The following is a 15,473-nucleotide window of genomic DNA, read 5'->3' on the forward strand; positions in this document are numbered from 1 at the left end:
TTTATAGTAACGCCCTAGAGTGTAACAGAGGGTAAGTGATGACGCAGCGCCATAGTCGCAAGCAGATACCGGAAATTTTGGCGCAGGAAATCGTTGCCCAAAGTAAACTGTTTAAAATTGAGCAGTTGCAGTTACGCTTTAGTAATGGTGAAGAACGCCTTTACGAGCGAATGTGTGGATCTGGCCGAGGCGCGGTAATGATAGTGGCCTGCCCTGATCCAGCGCATTTTTACCTGATCCGCGAATACAGTGCTGGCACCCATGATTATCAACTGGGTTTCCCCAAAGGCTTAATTGACCCAGGTGAAGATGTTATGGCTGCCGCTAATCGTGAATTAAAAGAAGAAATTGGCTTTGGTGCTGGCCGATTTGTGCCGTTAAAGTCGCTGGCACTCGCACCAGGATATTTTAATGCTACAATGCATGTAGTGCTAGCGTTCGACTTATATCCTGAGCAACTAGAAGGAGATGAGCCTGAACCGTTAGAACTGGTCAGTTGGGCACGCGCTGACAGCGATTTATTATTACAGCAAATCGATTTCACCGAGGCACGAAGCGTCGCCGCTTTATTACTGGCACAGCAATACCTGGAAGCAAACCCGGATGTTTTTAAGCAACCTGCTTGAGAGTGTAAAACAGACCGCCCGTGAAGCCGGCCAGCATTTATGGCAGCTTTACCAAAGTGGTGATTTTGTTGCCGAACAAAAAGCCGATGCCAGTCCGGTAACGACTGCCGATCTCGCCGCAAACGCGCTCATTATTAATCGGTTGTCAGAGTTAACACCCGACATCCCGATAATCTCTGAAGAAACCGCCATTATTCCGTTAGCGCAGCGTCAGCACTGGCCGCGTTACTGGCTAATCGATCCGATGGATGGCACTCAGGAATTTGTTGCCAGAAGTGGTGATTTTGCAGTAAGTATTGCCTTAGTCGAACATGGTTGGCCCGCATTAGGGGTTATTTACTGGCCCAAAGAAGACATACTGTATTACGCTACCCGTGGCCATGGTTCTTTTAAACAACAACGTAATTTAATTAACCGTATGCAGGTACATCAGCACCAACAGGGTGACGTATTGCGTATTGCAGTAAGCCGGCGCCAGCCGTTACAACCCATAGTCTCTTTGCTAAGTGAATACCAAACCGTTGAGTATATTCCACTTGGCAGTTGCTCATTAAAAAGTTGTCTGGTGGCAGAGGGCAAAGCCGATTGCTATTTAAGGCTGGGGCCGACCGGTGAATGGGATACTGGCGCGGTGCATATTATAGTAGAAGAAGCCGGCGGTAAAATTCTGGATAGTCAGTTTGCGCCGCTAAGTTATAATCAGCGTGAAACCTTAGCTAACCCCGACTTTATGGTCATAGGCCAGGCAGAATTACCCTGGCGTGACTTGATCCAGGCCAAGCCAACTACCCGGCGTTTATTGTCATAATTAGCCACATTTTTTGCATAACGTTGCTATAGGTCAAGCAGTGCAACGTTTCTCAGGCATTGGGGTTATTATCAACTATCTTTTTTTCAGCGAAAACGCTAAGATGTTGGAGTGTTTTTTGCGCAAAAATCAGGCCTTTGCGCAAAAAACAACTTAATGAATAAGTCCGCTAGAGACTGCACCCTTACCTACAGTACCCTTAGGAGTTACATCATGTCCGATCTGGATCTGGGCCAATACGGCATAACAGATGTCACGGAAATCGTTTATAACCCATCGTACGAGCTACTATTTGCCGAAGAAAGTCGCCATGATTTACACGGTTATGAGCAAGGCAAACAGACCAAGCTGGGCGCGGTTTCGGTTGATACCGGTATTTTTACTGGCCGTTCCCCAAAAGATAAATACATAGTGCGTGACGATACTACCCGCGATACCGTGTGGTGGTCTGACCAAGGTAAAAATGATAATAAGGCCATCAGTACTGCAGTATGGGCTGATTTAAAAGCACTGGTAACCACCCAGTTATCGGGCAAACGGCTATTTGTGGTCGACACCTACTGCGGTGCTAATGCCGATACCCGCTTAGCGGTGCGTTTTATTACCGAAGTGGCTTGGCAGGCACATTTTGTCAAAAATATGTTTATACGTCCTACCGACAGAGAACTTGTTAGCTATAAACCTGATTTTATCGTGATGAATGGCGCTAAATGCACAAACCCGAACTGGCAACAACAGGGTTTAAATTCTGAAAATTTTGTGGCGTTTAATCTTACTGAACGCATTCAGTTAATTGCTGGTACCTGGTATGGCGGCGAAATGAAAAAAGGTATGTTCTCGATGATGAACTACTTTTTGCCGCTGCAAGGTGTGGCGTCTATGCATTGCTCTGCTAACGTTGGTAAAGACGGCGATGTTGCGGTATTTTTTGGTTTATCGGGTACCGGTAAAACCACCTTATCTACTGATCCGAAGCGCCAGCTAATTGGCGATGACGAGCATGGTTGGGATGATGACGGGGTGTTTAACTTTGAAGGTGGTTGTTACGCGAAGACCATCAACTTATCGCAGGAAAATGAGCCGGATATTTATCAGGCTATTCGTCGTGATGCGCTGCTGGAAAATGTGAGCGTAGCTGACGATGGCACTATCGATTTTGATGATGGGTCGAAAACAGAAAATACCCGAGTGTCGTATCCGATTTATCATATTGATAATATCGTGACGCCGGTATCGAAGGCTGGCCATGCTAAAAAAGTGATTTTTTTAACTGCCGACGCCTTTGGTGTTTTGCCGCCAGTTTCTAAATTAACCAAAGAGCAGGCTAAATATCACTTTTTATCGGGCTTCACTGCCAAACTGGCGGGTACTGAGCGTGGCATTACTGAACCTGCGCCAACCTTTTCCAGTTGTTTTGGCGCGGCCTTTTTAAGCCTGCACCCAACCCAATATGCTGAAGTATTAGGTAAGCGCATGGCCGCATCTGGCGCAGAAGCTTATTTGGTTAATACGGGCTGGAATGGCACAGGTAAGCGTATTTCAATTAAAGCAACCCGCGCAATTATTGATGCTATTTTAGATGGCAGTATTGAAAACGCCGAGTTTGTGCAGCTACCTTATTTTAACCTGGCCATTCCTACCCATTTGCATGATGTACAGGACGGCATTCTCGACCCGCGCGCTACCTACAGCAACCCGGCAGAGTGGGATAGCAAAGCCGAAGACTTGGCCAAACGGTTTGTCGATAACTTTGCTAAGTTTACGGATAATGCCGAAGGCAAGGCACTGGTAGCAGCCGGCCCGCAACTGTAACAAGATAATAAATGTTAAAAAAGCCAACCCTCGGGTTGGTTTTTTTGTTATGGCTAATATTGACAACTTTAGTTGTCATCGCCAATTCATTTTTGTCTCAGTACCTTATCCCAGCGTGATAACGTTAGTATTTAAACTAAGCTAACTTAATTAATTGCACAGGAGGTGCTGATGAAATTATTTACAATAGTTACCATTGTAATTACTGGCCTGATGTTACTGGGCCTGACGCTGATATTCGTCCAGCCTGACGTTGACGATTTAACCAGCGGTAACTCAACCGCAGAGCAACAATATGCTCCCGGCTGGCAGCCGATAGCCGACACAGTCCTTACTGAACATTGTCCTGCTAATGATTTATACGATTATCCGTTCGCAGACTACTGCCACAATGTGGTGTTTGCCTGGGGTGGCGGTGACCTTGATCACAGCACCGGGCAGCTGTATCTATGGGGTGGAGGCCATAACGACTACTATGGTAATGAGGTTTATCAGCTGGATGCCATAACGGGTAAGCTGCAACGGCTAACCGAGCCCGCAGAACCGGCTGAACCAGTGCGTTCAGGGATAACCGAATTGGCCCCCTTTGATGGTACCCAACCCAATTCACGCCATACTTATGATGGCCTGGCGTTTATCAGTGAGGCAGGATTGTTATGGGCGTTTTCCGGTGCCTTGGCGGGCATTAATTCTGGTAGGGCTGACAATATTACCTGGTTGTTTGACCCTGCTACCCAGCGCTGGCATAAAGATCACGCCACCGGTGATATCCCTCGCGGTGCTTTTGGCGTGGTAGCGGCTTATGACAGCAAAACCGGCCTGGTTTTTCTGCATAACCGGGCAGCGTTATACAGTTATCAGTATCAGCGCGCGGGGGGGGTGTATAAGAGACTGAATGACGAAGGGGGGCTGGGACTGGGAGTGAATGCGGCGGTAGATCCAGTCAACCGCAAAATGCTGATAATTGGTCAGAAAAAGCAGATACTTTATGATTTAACCGCGGAATCGGGCTATCAACGCACCAGGCCACCTTTAAAGGGCGATGCAGAATTTATTCAGCAGTTTTCCGCGCCGGGTTTAACTTATAACAGCAAAGATGGCCATTTTTATGCCTGGCCGGGTGACGGCAAGTTGTATAAATTTGATTTAGCGACGTTAAGTTGGCAAGGCATGGCGATTGCAGGCGATCCCGGGCCGCAGGTGCGGCACGGTACCTTTGGTCGTTTTGCCTATGTAAAAGCGCTGGACGGTTTTGTGCTGCTAAATAACCCGCGACAGCCGGCTTATTTTTTAAAGCTCCCCGCACCTTAGATACTTTCTGTTTAATCATCCGACTGATTTTTCAGGCGCTGTCATAAAACTCCCATAGTGACGACATTAAACTGTCATGTTGTGGTAACGGCACTGTCACTCTTTTACTGTAACGTCACGGTCAATTATCATTACCATGGATATTTTGACCAATGAAATTGCAGAAAAAACCACTTTTTCCTCAGAAAGCAGTCGCCATGGCCGTCGCTCTGGCCTGTTGTGCACCCTTGCTGGCGCAAGCACAAGGAACCGATGTACCCTTAATAGTCAGCAGTACAGCCATCGATAGTCCAGCGGTACGTGGCCAGCTAGCAGATAATCGTCAGGTATTTTTGCAGGGTGCAATCGTACGCCTGCTCGGTACCAACCGGGAAACGACAACCGACGGCCAAGGCCGTTTTCGGTTTGATAAACTTGCTGCTGGCAACTATCAGCTTGAAGTCAGTTACCTGGGCTTTGCCGTTAAAACAGTTGAAGTCATGGTGAGCGCAGAGCAAGGTCAGGAATTAGCCTTACGGTTTGGTGGCGACGATGTTGAGGTGATCCATGTCGTCGGTAGTCGGGATGCGCAATCACGGGCGCTGAATATTCAGCGCGCGTCGGACAATTTAAAATCAGTGGTGTCATCAGATTACTTAGGTCGCTTTCCGGATGATAACGTGGCGGAAGCCATGCAACGCTTGGTAGGCGCTTCTATTCAACGCGATCAGGGTGAAGGTCGTTACGTTAACGTGCGTGGTGCGCCGTTGGAATTCACCAATGTGACTATTGACGGGGTTAATATTCCGTCGCCGGATGGCGGTACCCGCGCCGTCGATCTGGATACTATCCCATCTGACATTATTTCTATTCTGGAACTGACTAAGGCTATTACCCCGGAAATGGATGCCGATGCGATTGCCGGTAATATTAATATTATTACCCAGGGTGCGCTGGATACTAAAGGGCGCATTTTACGTGGCAAGCTGTCCGGCGGCAAGAATGAAAAAGGCAGTGGCGATGCCTATAAAGCCAGCCTGACTTTTGGCAACAAATTTGGCGACAACGAAAATGCCGGTTTTCTCTTTTCTGCTAAACAGAGCGAAACCAACCGGGTAACCGACAATATAGAACATTCCTGGATGCAGTTGGCCAGTGGCGCCTATGTACCAGAAGATACCGAATTTAAAGACTACGAAGTTAAGCGCATTCGCAGTGGGTTAAGTGGCCGCTTTGATGTTCGGTTAGATGATAACAAGCACCTGTATTTATCTCACAACTATTCGCGGTTTGAAGACGATGAATACCGCGATTCCCTGGTAGTAGAGTGGGAGCGTTTTACCGAGCAATCTGACCAAACTACAGGCGTGGCCGGCCGCGCAACCATTGAAAAAGAATTGCGGCACCGTACCGTGGTGAATACCATTAATACCTCGGTATTCGGGGGGCGCTTTATCATGGATACCTATACTGCAGATTTCCAGGCTTCTTATTCAGCGGCCGAGCAGGATTATCCAAGCCGCGATTATTTACTGTACCGCGAAGCATCCCGGCCACCGGTAGCTTATGATTTTAGTAACCCGGATTTACCCACTTTTCAGGTATTAAATTCTGCTGGTGATGTGGTGCGTACCGACTTTAACTTTGCCCCAACCGACATGAACTGGCGTCGTTATGAGCGTCGTACCGGTGGCGCCGAAGAAACTGAGCAGGCTTACTCGTTTAACATTACCCGGCCAGGCCAATGGGGTAATACTTATTCAGAACTGAAGTTTGGCGCTAAAGCCCGTTTAAAGGAGAAATCGAACGATGAAAACCGTTTCCGTAACTCGGTGGGTACCAATGCGCCGACTTATGCCGAACTGATCATTGATAAACAATCCTTGCCGTTTGCTGGCTTTTATAACAATGGCCCAAAACTGCAACGTAATTTTGTCGATGCCTATCGGGCTATTTTTGAAAATGCCGACTTCAAGGATCGTGGCGCGCCATCGATTACCGCGGATTATTCAGCTGAGGAAGATATTCTGGCTGCCTACGTGCAGAACAAATTGGAATGGGATAGTACTACGCTATTATTTGGTGCCCGGGTTGAACAAACTAAAAATTCAGGCGAAGCTTTTGAATATGATTTAGATACCGATAGCGCTACTTTGGTCGATGCCAGCAAAAGCTACACCAAATTTTTCCCTAGCGTGCACTTGCGCCAGGAGCTGGAAAACGGCCTTATCATCAAAGCCGCTTACAGCACGGGCTTAAGGCGCCCCAATTTCGAAGATTTAGTGCCCTATTTTATTATTGAAGACCGTGAATCAGGCCGTGGCGAGGTAGAAATTGGTAATATCGATTTAAAACCAACTTATGCCCATAACCTGGATTTCACCGGTGAGTTTTATATTGCGCCTACCGGTTTGGTTTCTGCCGGAGTGTTTTATAAAAAGCTGTCAGATCCGATTTTTAAAGCACGCAGTGAAATTGTTGGCGGCGAGTTCGATGGCTTTCGGATGGAGCGGCCAGAAAACGGCAACAGCGGCTACTTATATGGTGCCGAACTAAACTGGCAACAATCATTAAACTTCTTACCGGGTGCCTTAAGTGGCTTAGGCTTTATTGCCAACTACACCCACACCAAATCTGAAGCCGATTTACCCTTTGGTATTGGTAAAACCGAGCTTAATGGTACCAGCCGTCATACCTTTAACCTGGCGTTACAATATGACATCGCTAAATTCAGTAGCCAGTTGGCGTATAACTACCGCTCTGAATATATCGACGCTTTTGACACGGCTAACCCTGAACTCAACGTATACTGGGATGGCCGTGGCACCCTGGACTATACCGCCAGCTATATGCTGAGCAAAAACCTGTCATTGTTCGTTGAGGCGACCAACCTGACCGATAGTCAGGCCATTCGTTATCAGGGCGATCGCAGCCGGGTGTATGAGCACGAGCAATTTGGTCGTGCCTGGCAGCTGGGCGTTAGTGGCAAATTTTAAGCATTAATCTCCTTTTAAAGCGCCGAAGCCTTGTCTCCGGCCTTTGTATTTTACAATTTCATATTGAGTTAATTTTATGATGAAAACAGTTTTTTTGTGCTCTGCAATACTATGTTCAAGTATTGTTGGCTTAAGCAGCGTTAAGCTGGCAGCGCATCCAGTGCAGCAGGCCGAACATTATACTTTAGTGCCAGAGACCGCCTCGCCATATTTACCTTCAGTGTTTCCGGACAGGATAATAATGTTGCCCACCAGCACGCCACAGCATAGCCAAACGGTAAACTGGCGCACCAGTCATGCTATGCCAATTGCCATGGCTGAAATAGCCCTGGCCAGTGCCGGCCCGGGTTTTGCTATTGATGCCAGGCAGGCAAGAGGTGAAACCAGCCCAACCCTGACAGAAAATGGCGCGGCGATGCATCACAGAGTCACCTTTACTGAGCTGAAGAGCGACACGCTTTATACTTACCGGGTACAGGGCGCTGGCACTTGGAGTGAATGGTTGCAATTCAGAACCACCAGTACCGAGCTTAAACCCTTTAGTTTTATTTATTTTGGCGATGCCCAAAATCATGTGAAAGCCCATGTGTCGCGGGTGATGCGCGAAGCCTTTATGCAGCGGCCACGCGCCAGCCTGATGTTGCACGCGGGTGATTTGGTCAATAGCCGCGCCGGTAACCATGACAATGAATGGGGCGAGTGGTTTGCTGCCAGCGGTTGGCAAGCATCGATGATCAACCAATTTATTACCCCGGGAAATCATGAGTATATTGAGCAGGACGGCGATGTCCGCACGCTGGTGCCACAATTTTCTGCGCAGTTTTCGGCACTAAAAAACGGCCCACAACCTTTACAGGACACTGTGTACTTTACTGACTATCAGGGAGTGCGCTTTATCTCATTAAACTCAATGGAAGCGTTGCAAAATGAGGCGTTGGCAAAGTTGCAAGCTGACTGGCTGCAGCAGGTACTGGAAAATAATCCGAGCCGCTGGACAGTGGTCACTTACCATCATCCAATGTTTTCAGTATCCAGCGGCCGTGATAACGCGCGTTTACGCCAATACTGGCAGCCGTTATTAGAGCGCTTCCAGGTCGACTTAGTATTGCAGGGCCATGATCATGTCTATGGTCGGCTGGAAAATATCAGTAGTGGTTTAGGTGCGGCCAGTCCTAATAATGGCCCGGTATACGTGGTGTCGGTAACGGGGCCGAAAATGTACCTGACCTCAGCTGAATCACGGGCCAACATGGATCACAGCGCCGAAGATACCCAGTTATTTCAGCTGATTGATGTTGAGCAAGATAAGCTGATTTATCAGGCTTTGACCCCTAATGGTGAGTTATACGATGCGTTTGAGCTGCATAAAGACAGTCTGGGTAATAAGCAGTTGGTGTTAGCGCAGCCTTTACCACAGCAACGGCTTTGCACCACGCCGGAAGCGGAGCGTTTTCGTGCCTCACGCTGCTGGAATGGCACCGAATTTAATATCAACCGCGCTATTGTTAACGACGCTTTCGAACACAAGGCCAAATAATGAAATATTTATGGTTACCGTTGCTCTTCGTTTTAGGGCTAAATGGCTGTAACACGGCCGTGACCTCAGAGCCACAAGCTGGCCAACTGGCGCAGGTTGAGCTGTATCTGGCCAGCAAAACACCGTATCAGCCGCAGCAGCCTTGGCAGGACTACAGCCCACCGCCCGCAGGTTTCACACCGGTGATGGTGCAGCATGTCGCCCGGCATGGCTCCAGACTGTTGTCCAGTGCTGGCGACGATGATTTAGCACTGCAGTTATGGAACAAAGCGCAGCAACTGAATGGCTTGACGCCACTGGGCGAGCAGCTAGGCCCGGTATTAGAGCAACTGTATCAGGTGCATCAACACATAGGTTATGGCAGTATTTCTGGTTTGGGCATAGCAGAGCATCACCAGATGGCTGAGCGACTGCTGGCCAGGTATGCACCCTTGTTCAGCGAGGCGCCAGCCAGCGGCCAACGCATAGCCGTAACGCACTCTGGCCGTAAACGCGCCGCGCAAAGTGCTGACGCTTTTGTGCAACACCTGCTAACGCTGCAACCTGCTCTGCAACCGTTGATTGATGAGGCCAAAGCGGATGAACATACCCTGTACTTTAATAAAACCGAGGGCAGCGAAGGCTATGAGCATTATAAAGACAATGATCCCCGTTTATTGCAAGTGATGCAGCAACTGACTGAGCAGCCAAAAACTGAGCAAATGGCGCAATTAATGTTAGCGCGGTTATTTAGCGAAGCGTTTATTGCCAGGCTGGCACAGGGTGAGTTTAGTTTTACCCTGAGTTATGACGATGATGAAGTTAACAGCCCGACCGATGCGGCCATGTTGTTGTATAGTTTATACAACATTACCAGCAATATGCCTGCAGAGGGTGATTGGCAGTTTCAGCGGTTTGTGCTGCCCGAGCACGCCGCCTGGTTTGCTGAGTTGGACGATGCTGATTCTTTTTACGGTCGCGGCCCGGCGTTTGCCGGTGACGATATTACTTATCGCTTAGCGCGAAATCTGGTTGAAGACATGTTGGCGCGCATTGCTGAGCCGGCAAATTATGTGGCTGCGCTACGCTTTACCCATGCACAGGCGTTGATGCCCCTGGCCGCTTACTTAGGCATTAAAGATGCCAGTGAACCCTTGGCAGTAGGCACCGCTTATAGTTACCAGAGTAGCTCCTGGCGCAGTGCGCTGGTGTCGCCGATGGCAGCAAATGTGCAGTGGGATGCGTATCGCAATACTGAGGGTGAGGTAGTAGTGCGGATGCTGCATCAGGAGCGGGAAGTACTCTTTGGTCGACATTGTCAGCCAGTTACGCCCGGCTCCTATTTTTATCATTTTAAGGAGCTGCAACGTTGTCTGTTGTAAACTGAAGCCGCAGTGTTAAACATCGGGTTTGGCGCTACACTGCAGGCAGTAGTGCCTGGCCGGGGTGATTTATGAGCAACATTAATTTGATAATGTACAACACCATATTGGTTGTTGTGCTGTTGCACAGTATTGGTTTTTGTTATGCAGGACAGCTTCGGCTGCCTGATGGTGTTATTACCGAGACTGTTGTCGCCGGAAATGTTATTGAAGTATCACTGGCCAGTTTACGGCCGACCCAAAGTGTTATTGCTCACGAACAGGTTAACTACAGACTGGCGCTATACCGCGATAGCCGCCAGCAAATGTTTGCTGATCTGTGTAAAAACGCCGGCTGGGGCCTTCAGGTAAGTTTTACCGGGCAATCAGTGGCCAATAACGCTGATAGTTATGTTTGCACCGATGCCGGCAGTAACACGCGCAATATTAAACAGTTGAAAACGGTAGTCGTGGGTGCTGATAACCAGCTGTACCTGACCGACGGTCATCATGCTTTTTCTGCCTTTTATGATATGCCACAGGGCGGTCCTGAACTAAAGGTAACGGTGTTGGTTCAGGCAAAGCTGGAGGTACCAGAGTCAGCTGCATTCTGGCAGCAGATGGAGCGCAAGGGTAATGCCTGGTTATATGATGCTGAAGGTCGGCAAATAAGTTATCAGGCGTTGCCCACCAGCCTGGGCCGGGCACATTTACAGAACGACCCGTACCGGGCGGCGCTGTATTTTTTACGCGATGGCGTATGGGCTAAGCCCAAGCCGGCTATTCCCTTTGTGGAGTTTTACTGGGCGCAGTATTTACGGACGCACAGCGAGTTACAATTTCCGGGTTATTATAGTGCTGCTGAGTATTTACAGTGGCTGGAGCGGATCCACAGCCATTTACTGCACCTGAATAAAGACAGTATCATTTTTGGTGATTTTACGGCGGAGAAATTAGGTTGGCAGGGTAAAGCAGATTACGCCCGGCTTGATCAGTTATTGTGTCATCGTAAGCCAAAAGAGCATAATTGGGGGCCGCTCGGTATTGCCCTAAGTCAGCGTGGCGTACCATTGCAGTGTGATAAACGGCAATATTTAGATCGAGCTAAACTGGCAACCGGGTTGCAGCAACTGCCGCCGGCAATAAATACCGATGGCAGTGTTAATGTATTAATTGAAATCACTGCCGGCAGCAATGCGAAGTGGCAGCAAAATAAAGCTGCGCCGCTGCAGCTGGAGTGGGAGCAACAACAAGGCAAGCTGCGGCAAATTGATTATCTGGCTTACCCGGCCAACTACGGTATTGTTAGTAACACCCTGCTAGCAAAAGAGCGGGGCGGTGATGGTGACCCATTGGATGTGCTGGTGCTAGGGCAAGCCTTGCCGCAAGGCACGGTGCAGCAGGTGCGGATTGTAGCAGTAATGCGGATGCTGGATAACGGCGAGCAGGATGACAAACTGCTGGCCGTGCCGCTTAGCGGGGTGTTTTCTGAGATTACCGATCTGGCTGAATTACAACACCAGTTTCCGGGGGTAACCGAGCAGCTGCAACTCTGGTTTGAACACTACAAAGGCGCTACCGGCAATATTAGCGTGCAGCGTATTGACGGCGCAGCAACGGCAATAGAGTTACTAAAAGCCAGCCAGCTTTAGTGCTGGCTGTGTTGATCTTGCAAAAACTGCTGCTTAAGCATAAGATTTACAGTTTCATGCAGCTCTGAATACACTATTACTATGTCACCTGCTTTTAGCTGATGGGTCACAGCAGCTACTTTTTCAGGTAACGATACTTCTTGCTCGCCATAATCCGTGCCTTCACGCAACACATAGTATTCAATCAGATTGTGCAGTGTTTCCGGGTCAATCTCGGTGTAAGGAATAATCATAAGTTTAACTGCTGCTTAATAAAGGCGGGAATTCGCTGGTTTAGCCAGAATACTGGTTTAAACGGGCTGCTGCCAGTAACAAAACCGACATGGCCACCATGTTGGCTAAGCTCATACTGTACCGAGCAGCTTAATTCATTAGGGTTGGGGATGACAGCGTCACTTAAAAACGGGTCGTCCCTGGCATGAATAACGAGGGTGGGGATCTGAATATGCCGTAAAAAAGCTTTACCACTGGCCTGTCGATAATAATCCTGAGCGTCAATAAAACCGTGAATAGGCGCAGTATAGTGTTCATCGAACTGTTCGATACTGCTAAAACCCTGAATTTGTTGTGCGGTTAACGGCAGTGGAAAGTTAGCATGAGCGGCCAGTTTTTGCGTTGTACTGGCTTTTAAGCGGTTTAGTAAATAGCGTTGATATAATTTGCTGCCGCCACTATTAATTCTTTTCGCACTGGCTGCCAGCGCCAGAGGCGGGCATACGGCTACCGCTGCTTTTAGTAAATTAGCACTGCCTTGTTCACCGCAGTATTTAATTAAGACATTTGCACCGAGCGAAAAACCCACTGCACTAAGAGACATTGCTGGATAACGTTGATGAATATGTTGAATAACCGCAGCAAAGTCGCCAGTATCGCCACTATGGTAAGCACGTGGCAGTTTATTCGGTAGGCCGTTACAGCCACGAAAGTGCATCAGTACTGCTGGCCAGTTAGCTTGTTTTAATACGGTTAGTAATCCTTGAATATAATGACTATCGATATTGCCAGCCAGGCCATGCAGTAATACCACCAACGGCCGGGTGTCGTTAGCTGCGGGTAATTCGGTCCAGTTCAGCTGTATCTCATCACCGTCGGCTAGCCTTAATAATTCAGCCTGACTGCTAAGCTGTACTTTGGGGCTTAGGTACTTCGCAAAAATAGTTTGCAAATGGGCATTTTTAAGCCACCAGGGAGCTTTAAATGTACTGCAATATGCTGGTCTGATCTGAGCTTGCAAATGGGCGTATCCTGATAAACAATGCGTTAAGGTTTACTTAAGGTGCAGCACTATGCAACGACGGCAATTTATTTTATCTGGCATCGCCTTAGCCGCTACCGCCAGTTTAGGTGCCGGGCTTAGCATCTGGGGTTGGCAACAAAGCCAGACAGCGGACGATAGTAACCGTAGCGTAGTGCTGTCGGCCTTGCTACCGGCGCTATTGTACGGTGCTTTACCCGAAGATGCGACTTTAGCTGTTGCTGAACTGGAGCGAACCAAAACCGCCATTGATGATTTTTTGCCATTTTTACCGTTGCGCCAACAGCGAGAGCTACACCAGTTATTTAACCTATTAGCCAATCGTATCACTCAGCTTGGCCTGACGGGCCATCTCAGCAGCTTATCTGCGTTAACCATGCAACAGCGTTTTGCACTGCTTGACCGTTGGCGTGACAGCTACCTAGGTGTATTACAGCAAGCCTATCATGGCCTGCGCGAGTTATTGTATGGTGCTTATTATGGCCAGCCCGAGCACTGGCAGCCTATTTCTTATATAGCACCGAGGTTTCGTTAATGGCCACGCAGCATATTGATGCCAGTACCTTACTAAGCGATCAGCAGTTTGAAGCGGATATCGTTATTATTGGCTCTGGGGCCGGAGGTGGTATCGCGGCCGAGCAATTAACTGAAGCCGGATTTAGCGTGTTGTTGCTGGAAGAGGGCGCATATTATACCCGTGCCGATTTTGTCATGGAAGAGCGCTGGGCCTACCCGCAGTTGTATCAAGAGGGCGCGGCGCGTAAAACTCGGGATAAAGCCATTGGTATTTTGCAGGGGCGCACCGTTGGCGGCTCTACTACGGTGAACTGGACTACTTCTATTCGTACCCCGCCAGCCACGCTGGATTATTGGCAACGCGAGTTTGGCCTTAATTTCAGTGGCGACAACGATTTAACGCCCTATTTTGCCAAAGCAGAACAGCGCTTACATATTCAGCCATGGTCAGTAGCGCCCAACGCTAACAATGCCAAGTTACAGCAAGGCTGTGAGGCACTTGGCTGGCAGTACAGCGTTATTAATCGCAATGTAAACGGCTGTGCTAACCTGGGCTATTGCGGTATGGGCTGCCCGATTAATGCGAAGCAATCAATGCTGGTTAGTACTATTCCTGCTGCTATGGCCCTTGGCGCGACGCTAATTTCAAGGCTTTCGGTACGTAAACTGAATTGGCAAGGTAACAGCATCAGCAGCCTAGATGCGGTGCCGGTTGATCACTATTTTCAGCCCCGCAGTGATATTCGTATTCAAATTAAAGCCAAACACTATATTGTTGCTGCTGGTGCTATTGGCTCGCCAGCGTTGTTACTGCGCTCGAAAGTACCTAACCCGTCTGGTCGTTTAGGTAAACATACCTATTTACACCCCACCGTCATTTCGGGTGCCTTGTTTGCTGAAGACATTAACGGCCATAGCGGTGCGCCGCAAAGTATTTATTCTGATCAATTTGTCTGGCCAGAAAACCAAGATAAAGCAGGTTATAAACTGGAAGTACCGCCGTTGCATCCGGTGTTAATGGCCACCAAGTTAACGGGTACCGGTGAGCAGCATGCTGCTTTAATGGCGCAGTTTAACCAATTACAAGTTTGTATTGCGCTGCAGCGTGATGGCTTTCATCCGCAAAGTCAGGGCGGCAGTGTGTCGTTAGATGAGCAAGGTCAACCGGTACTGGATTACCCCATTACAGATTATATGTGGCAGGGCATGCGCGAAGCTCTATTATCCATGGCTCAGCTGCAATTTGCCGCGGGGGCCAGACAAGTACTGCCTATCCACCACGATGCCAAGCTATACAATAGCTGGCCTGAAGCTAAAACAGCGATATTACAGCTGCCTATGCAAACGTTGCGGCAAACTGTTGTTTCAGCCCATGTGATGGGTGGCTGCAATATGAGCATCAACCCGGCCAAAGGCGTGGTGGATCAAAATGGTCGTCATCATCAATTACACAATCTATCGGTATTTGATGGCTCTATTTTACCGACAAGTTTAGGGGCTAACCCGCAGTTGACTATCTTTGCTCTGGTGTGGCGAAATTGCCAGCAACTACTAACACAGCTTAAGCCATTCTCAGCGAACGTGAGTTAGTTGTTGCAGCGGGATCGGGGTATCCAGCCTGAAATCCTTGCTAATTCATGC

Annotated in this window: 12 protein-coding genes; 10 read left to right on the forward strand and 2 right to left on the reverse strand. The window is 48.6% G+C overall.

What is annotated here, in order from left to right:
• The first annotated feature begins 38 nt into the window (after positions 1 to 38).
• The 8 genes from nudE (at position 39) to VT06_RS17560 (ending at position 12,061) form a co-directional block, all read left to right on the forward strand.
• Positions 39 to 626 (forward strand): ADP compounds hydrolase NudE, encoded by a 588-nt coding sequence (nudE, locus tag VT06_RS11525; RefSeq protein WP_046554456.1) that lies wholly within the window; start codon positions 39 to 41, stop codon positions 624 to 626.
• Positions 604 to 1,434 carry a 3'(2'),5'-bisphosphate nucleotidase CysQ gene (gene cysQ / locus VT06_RS11530; protein WP_046554457.1) on the forward strand — a complete coding sequence of 277 codons (831 nt, stop codon included), beginning with the start codon at positions 604 to 606 and terminating at the stop codon, positions 1,432 to 1,434. Before nudE ends, cysQ begins: the two co-directional genes overlap by 23 nt.
• Positions 1,435 to 1,647: 213 nt before the next feature.
• Positions 1,648 to 3,246: a phosphoenolpyruvate carboxykinase (ATP) gene (gene pckA / locus VT06_RS11535; RefSeq protein WP_046554458.1), complete on the forward strand. Its 1,599-nt coding sequence runs from the start codon at positions 1,648 to 1,650 to the stop codon at positions 3,244 to 3,246.
• Between the two features lie 171 nt (positions 3,247 to 3,417).
• Entirely contained in the window at positions 3,418 to 4,557 is a 1,140-nt protein-coding gene (locus tag VT06_RS11540; protein WP_046554459.1) for a hypothetical protein, read from the forward strand.
• 152 nt (positions 4,558 to 4,709) lie between these two features.
• Complete coding sequence (locus VT06_RS11545; protein ID WP_046554460.1) at positions 4,710 to 7,532, forward strand: TonB-dependent receptor; 2,823 nt, start codon at positions 4,710 to 4,712, stop codon at positions 7,530 to 7,532.
• A 76-nt stretch (positions 7,533 to 7,608) separates the two neighbouring features.
• Positions 7,609 to 9,069, forward strand: coding sequence for a metallophosphoesterase family protein (locus VT06_RS11550; RefSeq protein WP_052750237.1), 1,461 nt, complete (start codon positions 7,609 to 7,611; stop codon positions 9,067 to 9,069).
• Positions 9,069 to 10,430 carry a histidine-type phosphatase gene (locus VT06_RS11555; protein ID WP_052750238.1) on the forward strand — a complete coding sequence of 454 codons (1,362 nt, stop codon included), beginning with the start codon at positions 9,069 to 9,071 and terminating at the stop codon, positions 10,428 to 10,430. Before VT06_RS11550 ends, VT06_RS11555 begins: the two co-directional genes overlap by 1 nt.
• A gap of 71 nt (positions 10,431 to 10,501) precedes the next feature.
• Positions 10,502 to 12,061: a ParB-like protein gene (locus VT06_RS17560; RefSeq protein WP_052750239.1), complete on the forward strand. Its 1,560-nt coding sequence runs from the start codon at positions 10,502 to 10,504 to the stop codon at positions 12,059 to 12,061.
• Here VT06_RS17560 and VT06_RS11570 read toward each other — a convergent pair.
• Both VT06_RS11570 and VT06_RS11575 read right to left on the reverse strand, forming a co-directional pair.
• Positions 12,058 to 12,294, reverse strand: coding sequence for a YheU family protein (locus VT06_RS11570; RefSeq protein ID WP_046554461.1), 237 nt, complete (start codon positions 12,292 to 12,294; stop codon positions 12,058 to 12,060). The two genes, VT06_RS17560 and VT06_RS11570, sit on opposite strands and share 4 nt — an antisense overlap.
• Positions 12,291 to 13,295, reverse strand: coding sequence for a hydrolase (locus VT06_RS11575; RefSeq protein WP_046554462.1), 1,005 nt, complete (start codon positions 13,293 to 13,295; stop codon positions 12,291 to 12,293). The genes VT06_RS11570 and VT06_RS11575 overlap by 4 nt, the downstream gene beginning before the upstream one ends.
• A 52-nt stretch (positions 13,296 to 13,347) precedes the next feature.
• Between VT06_RS11575 and VT06_RS11580 the strand changes: the two genes are divergently transcribed.
• Positions 13,348 to 13,851 carry a hypothetical protein gene (locus tag VT06_RS11580; protein ID WP_046554463.1) on the forward strand — a complete coding sequence of 168 codons (504 nt, stop codon included), beginning with the start codon at positions 13,348 to 13,350 and terminating at the stop codon, positions 13,849 to 13,851.
• Positions 13,851 to 15,422, forward strand: coding sequence for a GMC family oxidoreductase (locus VT06_RS11585; protein ID WP_046554464.1), 1,572 nt, complete (start codon positions 13,851 to 13,853; stop codon positions 15,420 to 15,422). Before VT06_RS11580 ends, VT06_RS11585 begins: the two co-directional genes overlap by 1 nt.
• Positions 15,423 to 15,473 lie beyond the last annotated feature (51 nt).

Source organism: Arsukibacterium sp. MJ3 (assembly GCF_000987765.1).
Classification (GTDB): domain Bacteria; phylum Pseudomonadota; class Gammaproteobacteria; order Enterobacterales; family Alteromonadaceae; genus Alishewanella.

What these genes read in the sequence shown, in the direction of transcription:
- VT06_RS11585 (WP_046554464.1), top strand. Translation starts at nt 13,851, where the DNA reads ATGGCCACGCAGCATATTGATGCCAGTACCTTACTAAGCGATCAGCAG.
- VT06_RS17560 (WP_052750239.1), top strand. Translation starts at nt 10,502, where the DNA reads ATGAGCAACATTAATTTGATAATGTACAACACCATATTGGTTGTTGTG.
- VT06_RS11555 (WP_052750238.1), top strand. Translation starts at nt 9,069, where the DNA reads ATGAAATATTTATGGTTACCGTTGCTCTTCGTTTTAGGGCTAAATGGC.
- pckA (WP_046554458.1), top strand. Translation starts at nt 1,648, where the DNA reads ATGTCCGATCTGGATCTGGGCCAATACGGCATAACAGATGTCACGGAA.
- cysQ (WP_046554457.1), top strand. Translation starts at nt 604, where the DNA reads ATGTTTTTAAGCAACCTGCTTGAGAGTGTAAAACAGACCGCCCGTGAA.
- VT06_RS11550 (WP_052750237.1), top strand. Translation starts at nt 7,609, where the DNA reads ATGATGAAAACAGTTTTTTTGTGCTCTGCAATACTATGTTCAAGTATT.
- VT06_RS11540 (WP_046554459.1), top strand. Translation starts at nt 3,418, where the DNA reads ATGAAATTATTTACAATAGTTACCATTGTAATTACTGGCCTGATGTTA.
- VT06_RS11545 (WP_046554460.1), top strand. Translation starts at nt 4,710, where the DNA reads ATGAAATTGCAGAAAAAACCACTTTTTCCTCAGAAAGCAGTCGCCATG.
- VT06_RS11580 (WP_046554463.1), top strand. Translation starts at nt 13,348, where the DNA reads ATGCAACGACGGCAATTTATTTTATCTGGCATCGCCTTAGCCGCTACC.
- VT06_RS11570 (WP_046554461.1), bottom strand. Translation starts at nt 12,294, where the DNA reads ATGATTATTCCTTACACCGAGATTGACCCGGAAACACTGCACAATCTG.
- nudE (WP_046554456.1), top strand. Translation starts at nt 39, where the DNA reads ATGACGCAGCGCCATAGTCGCAAGCAGATACCGGAAATTTTGGCGCAG.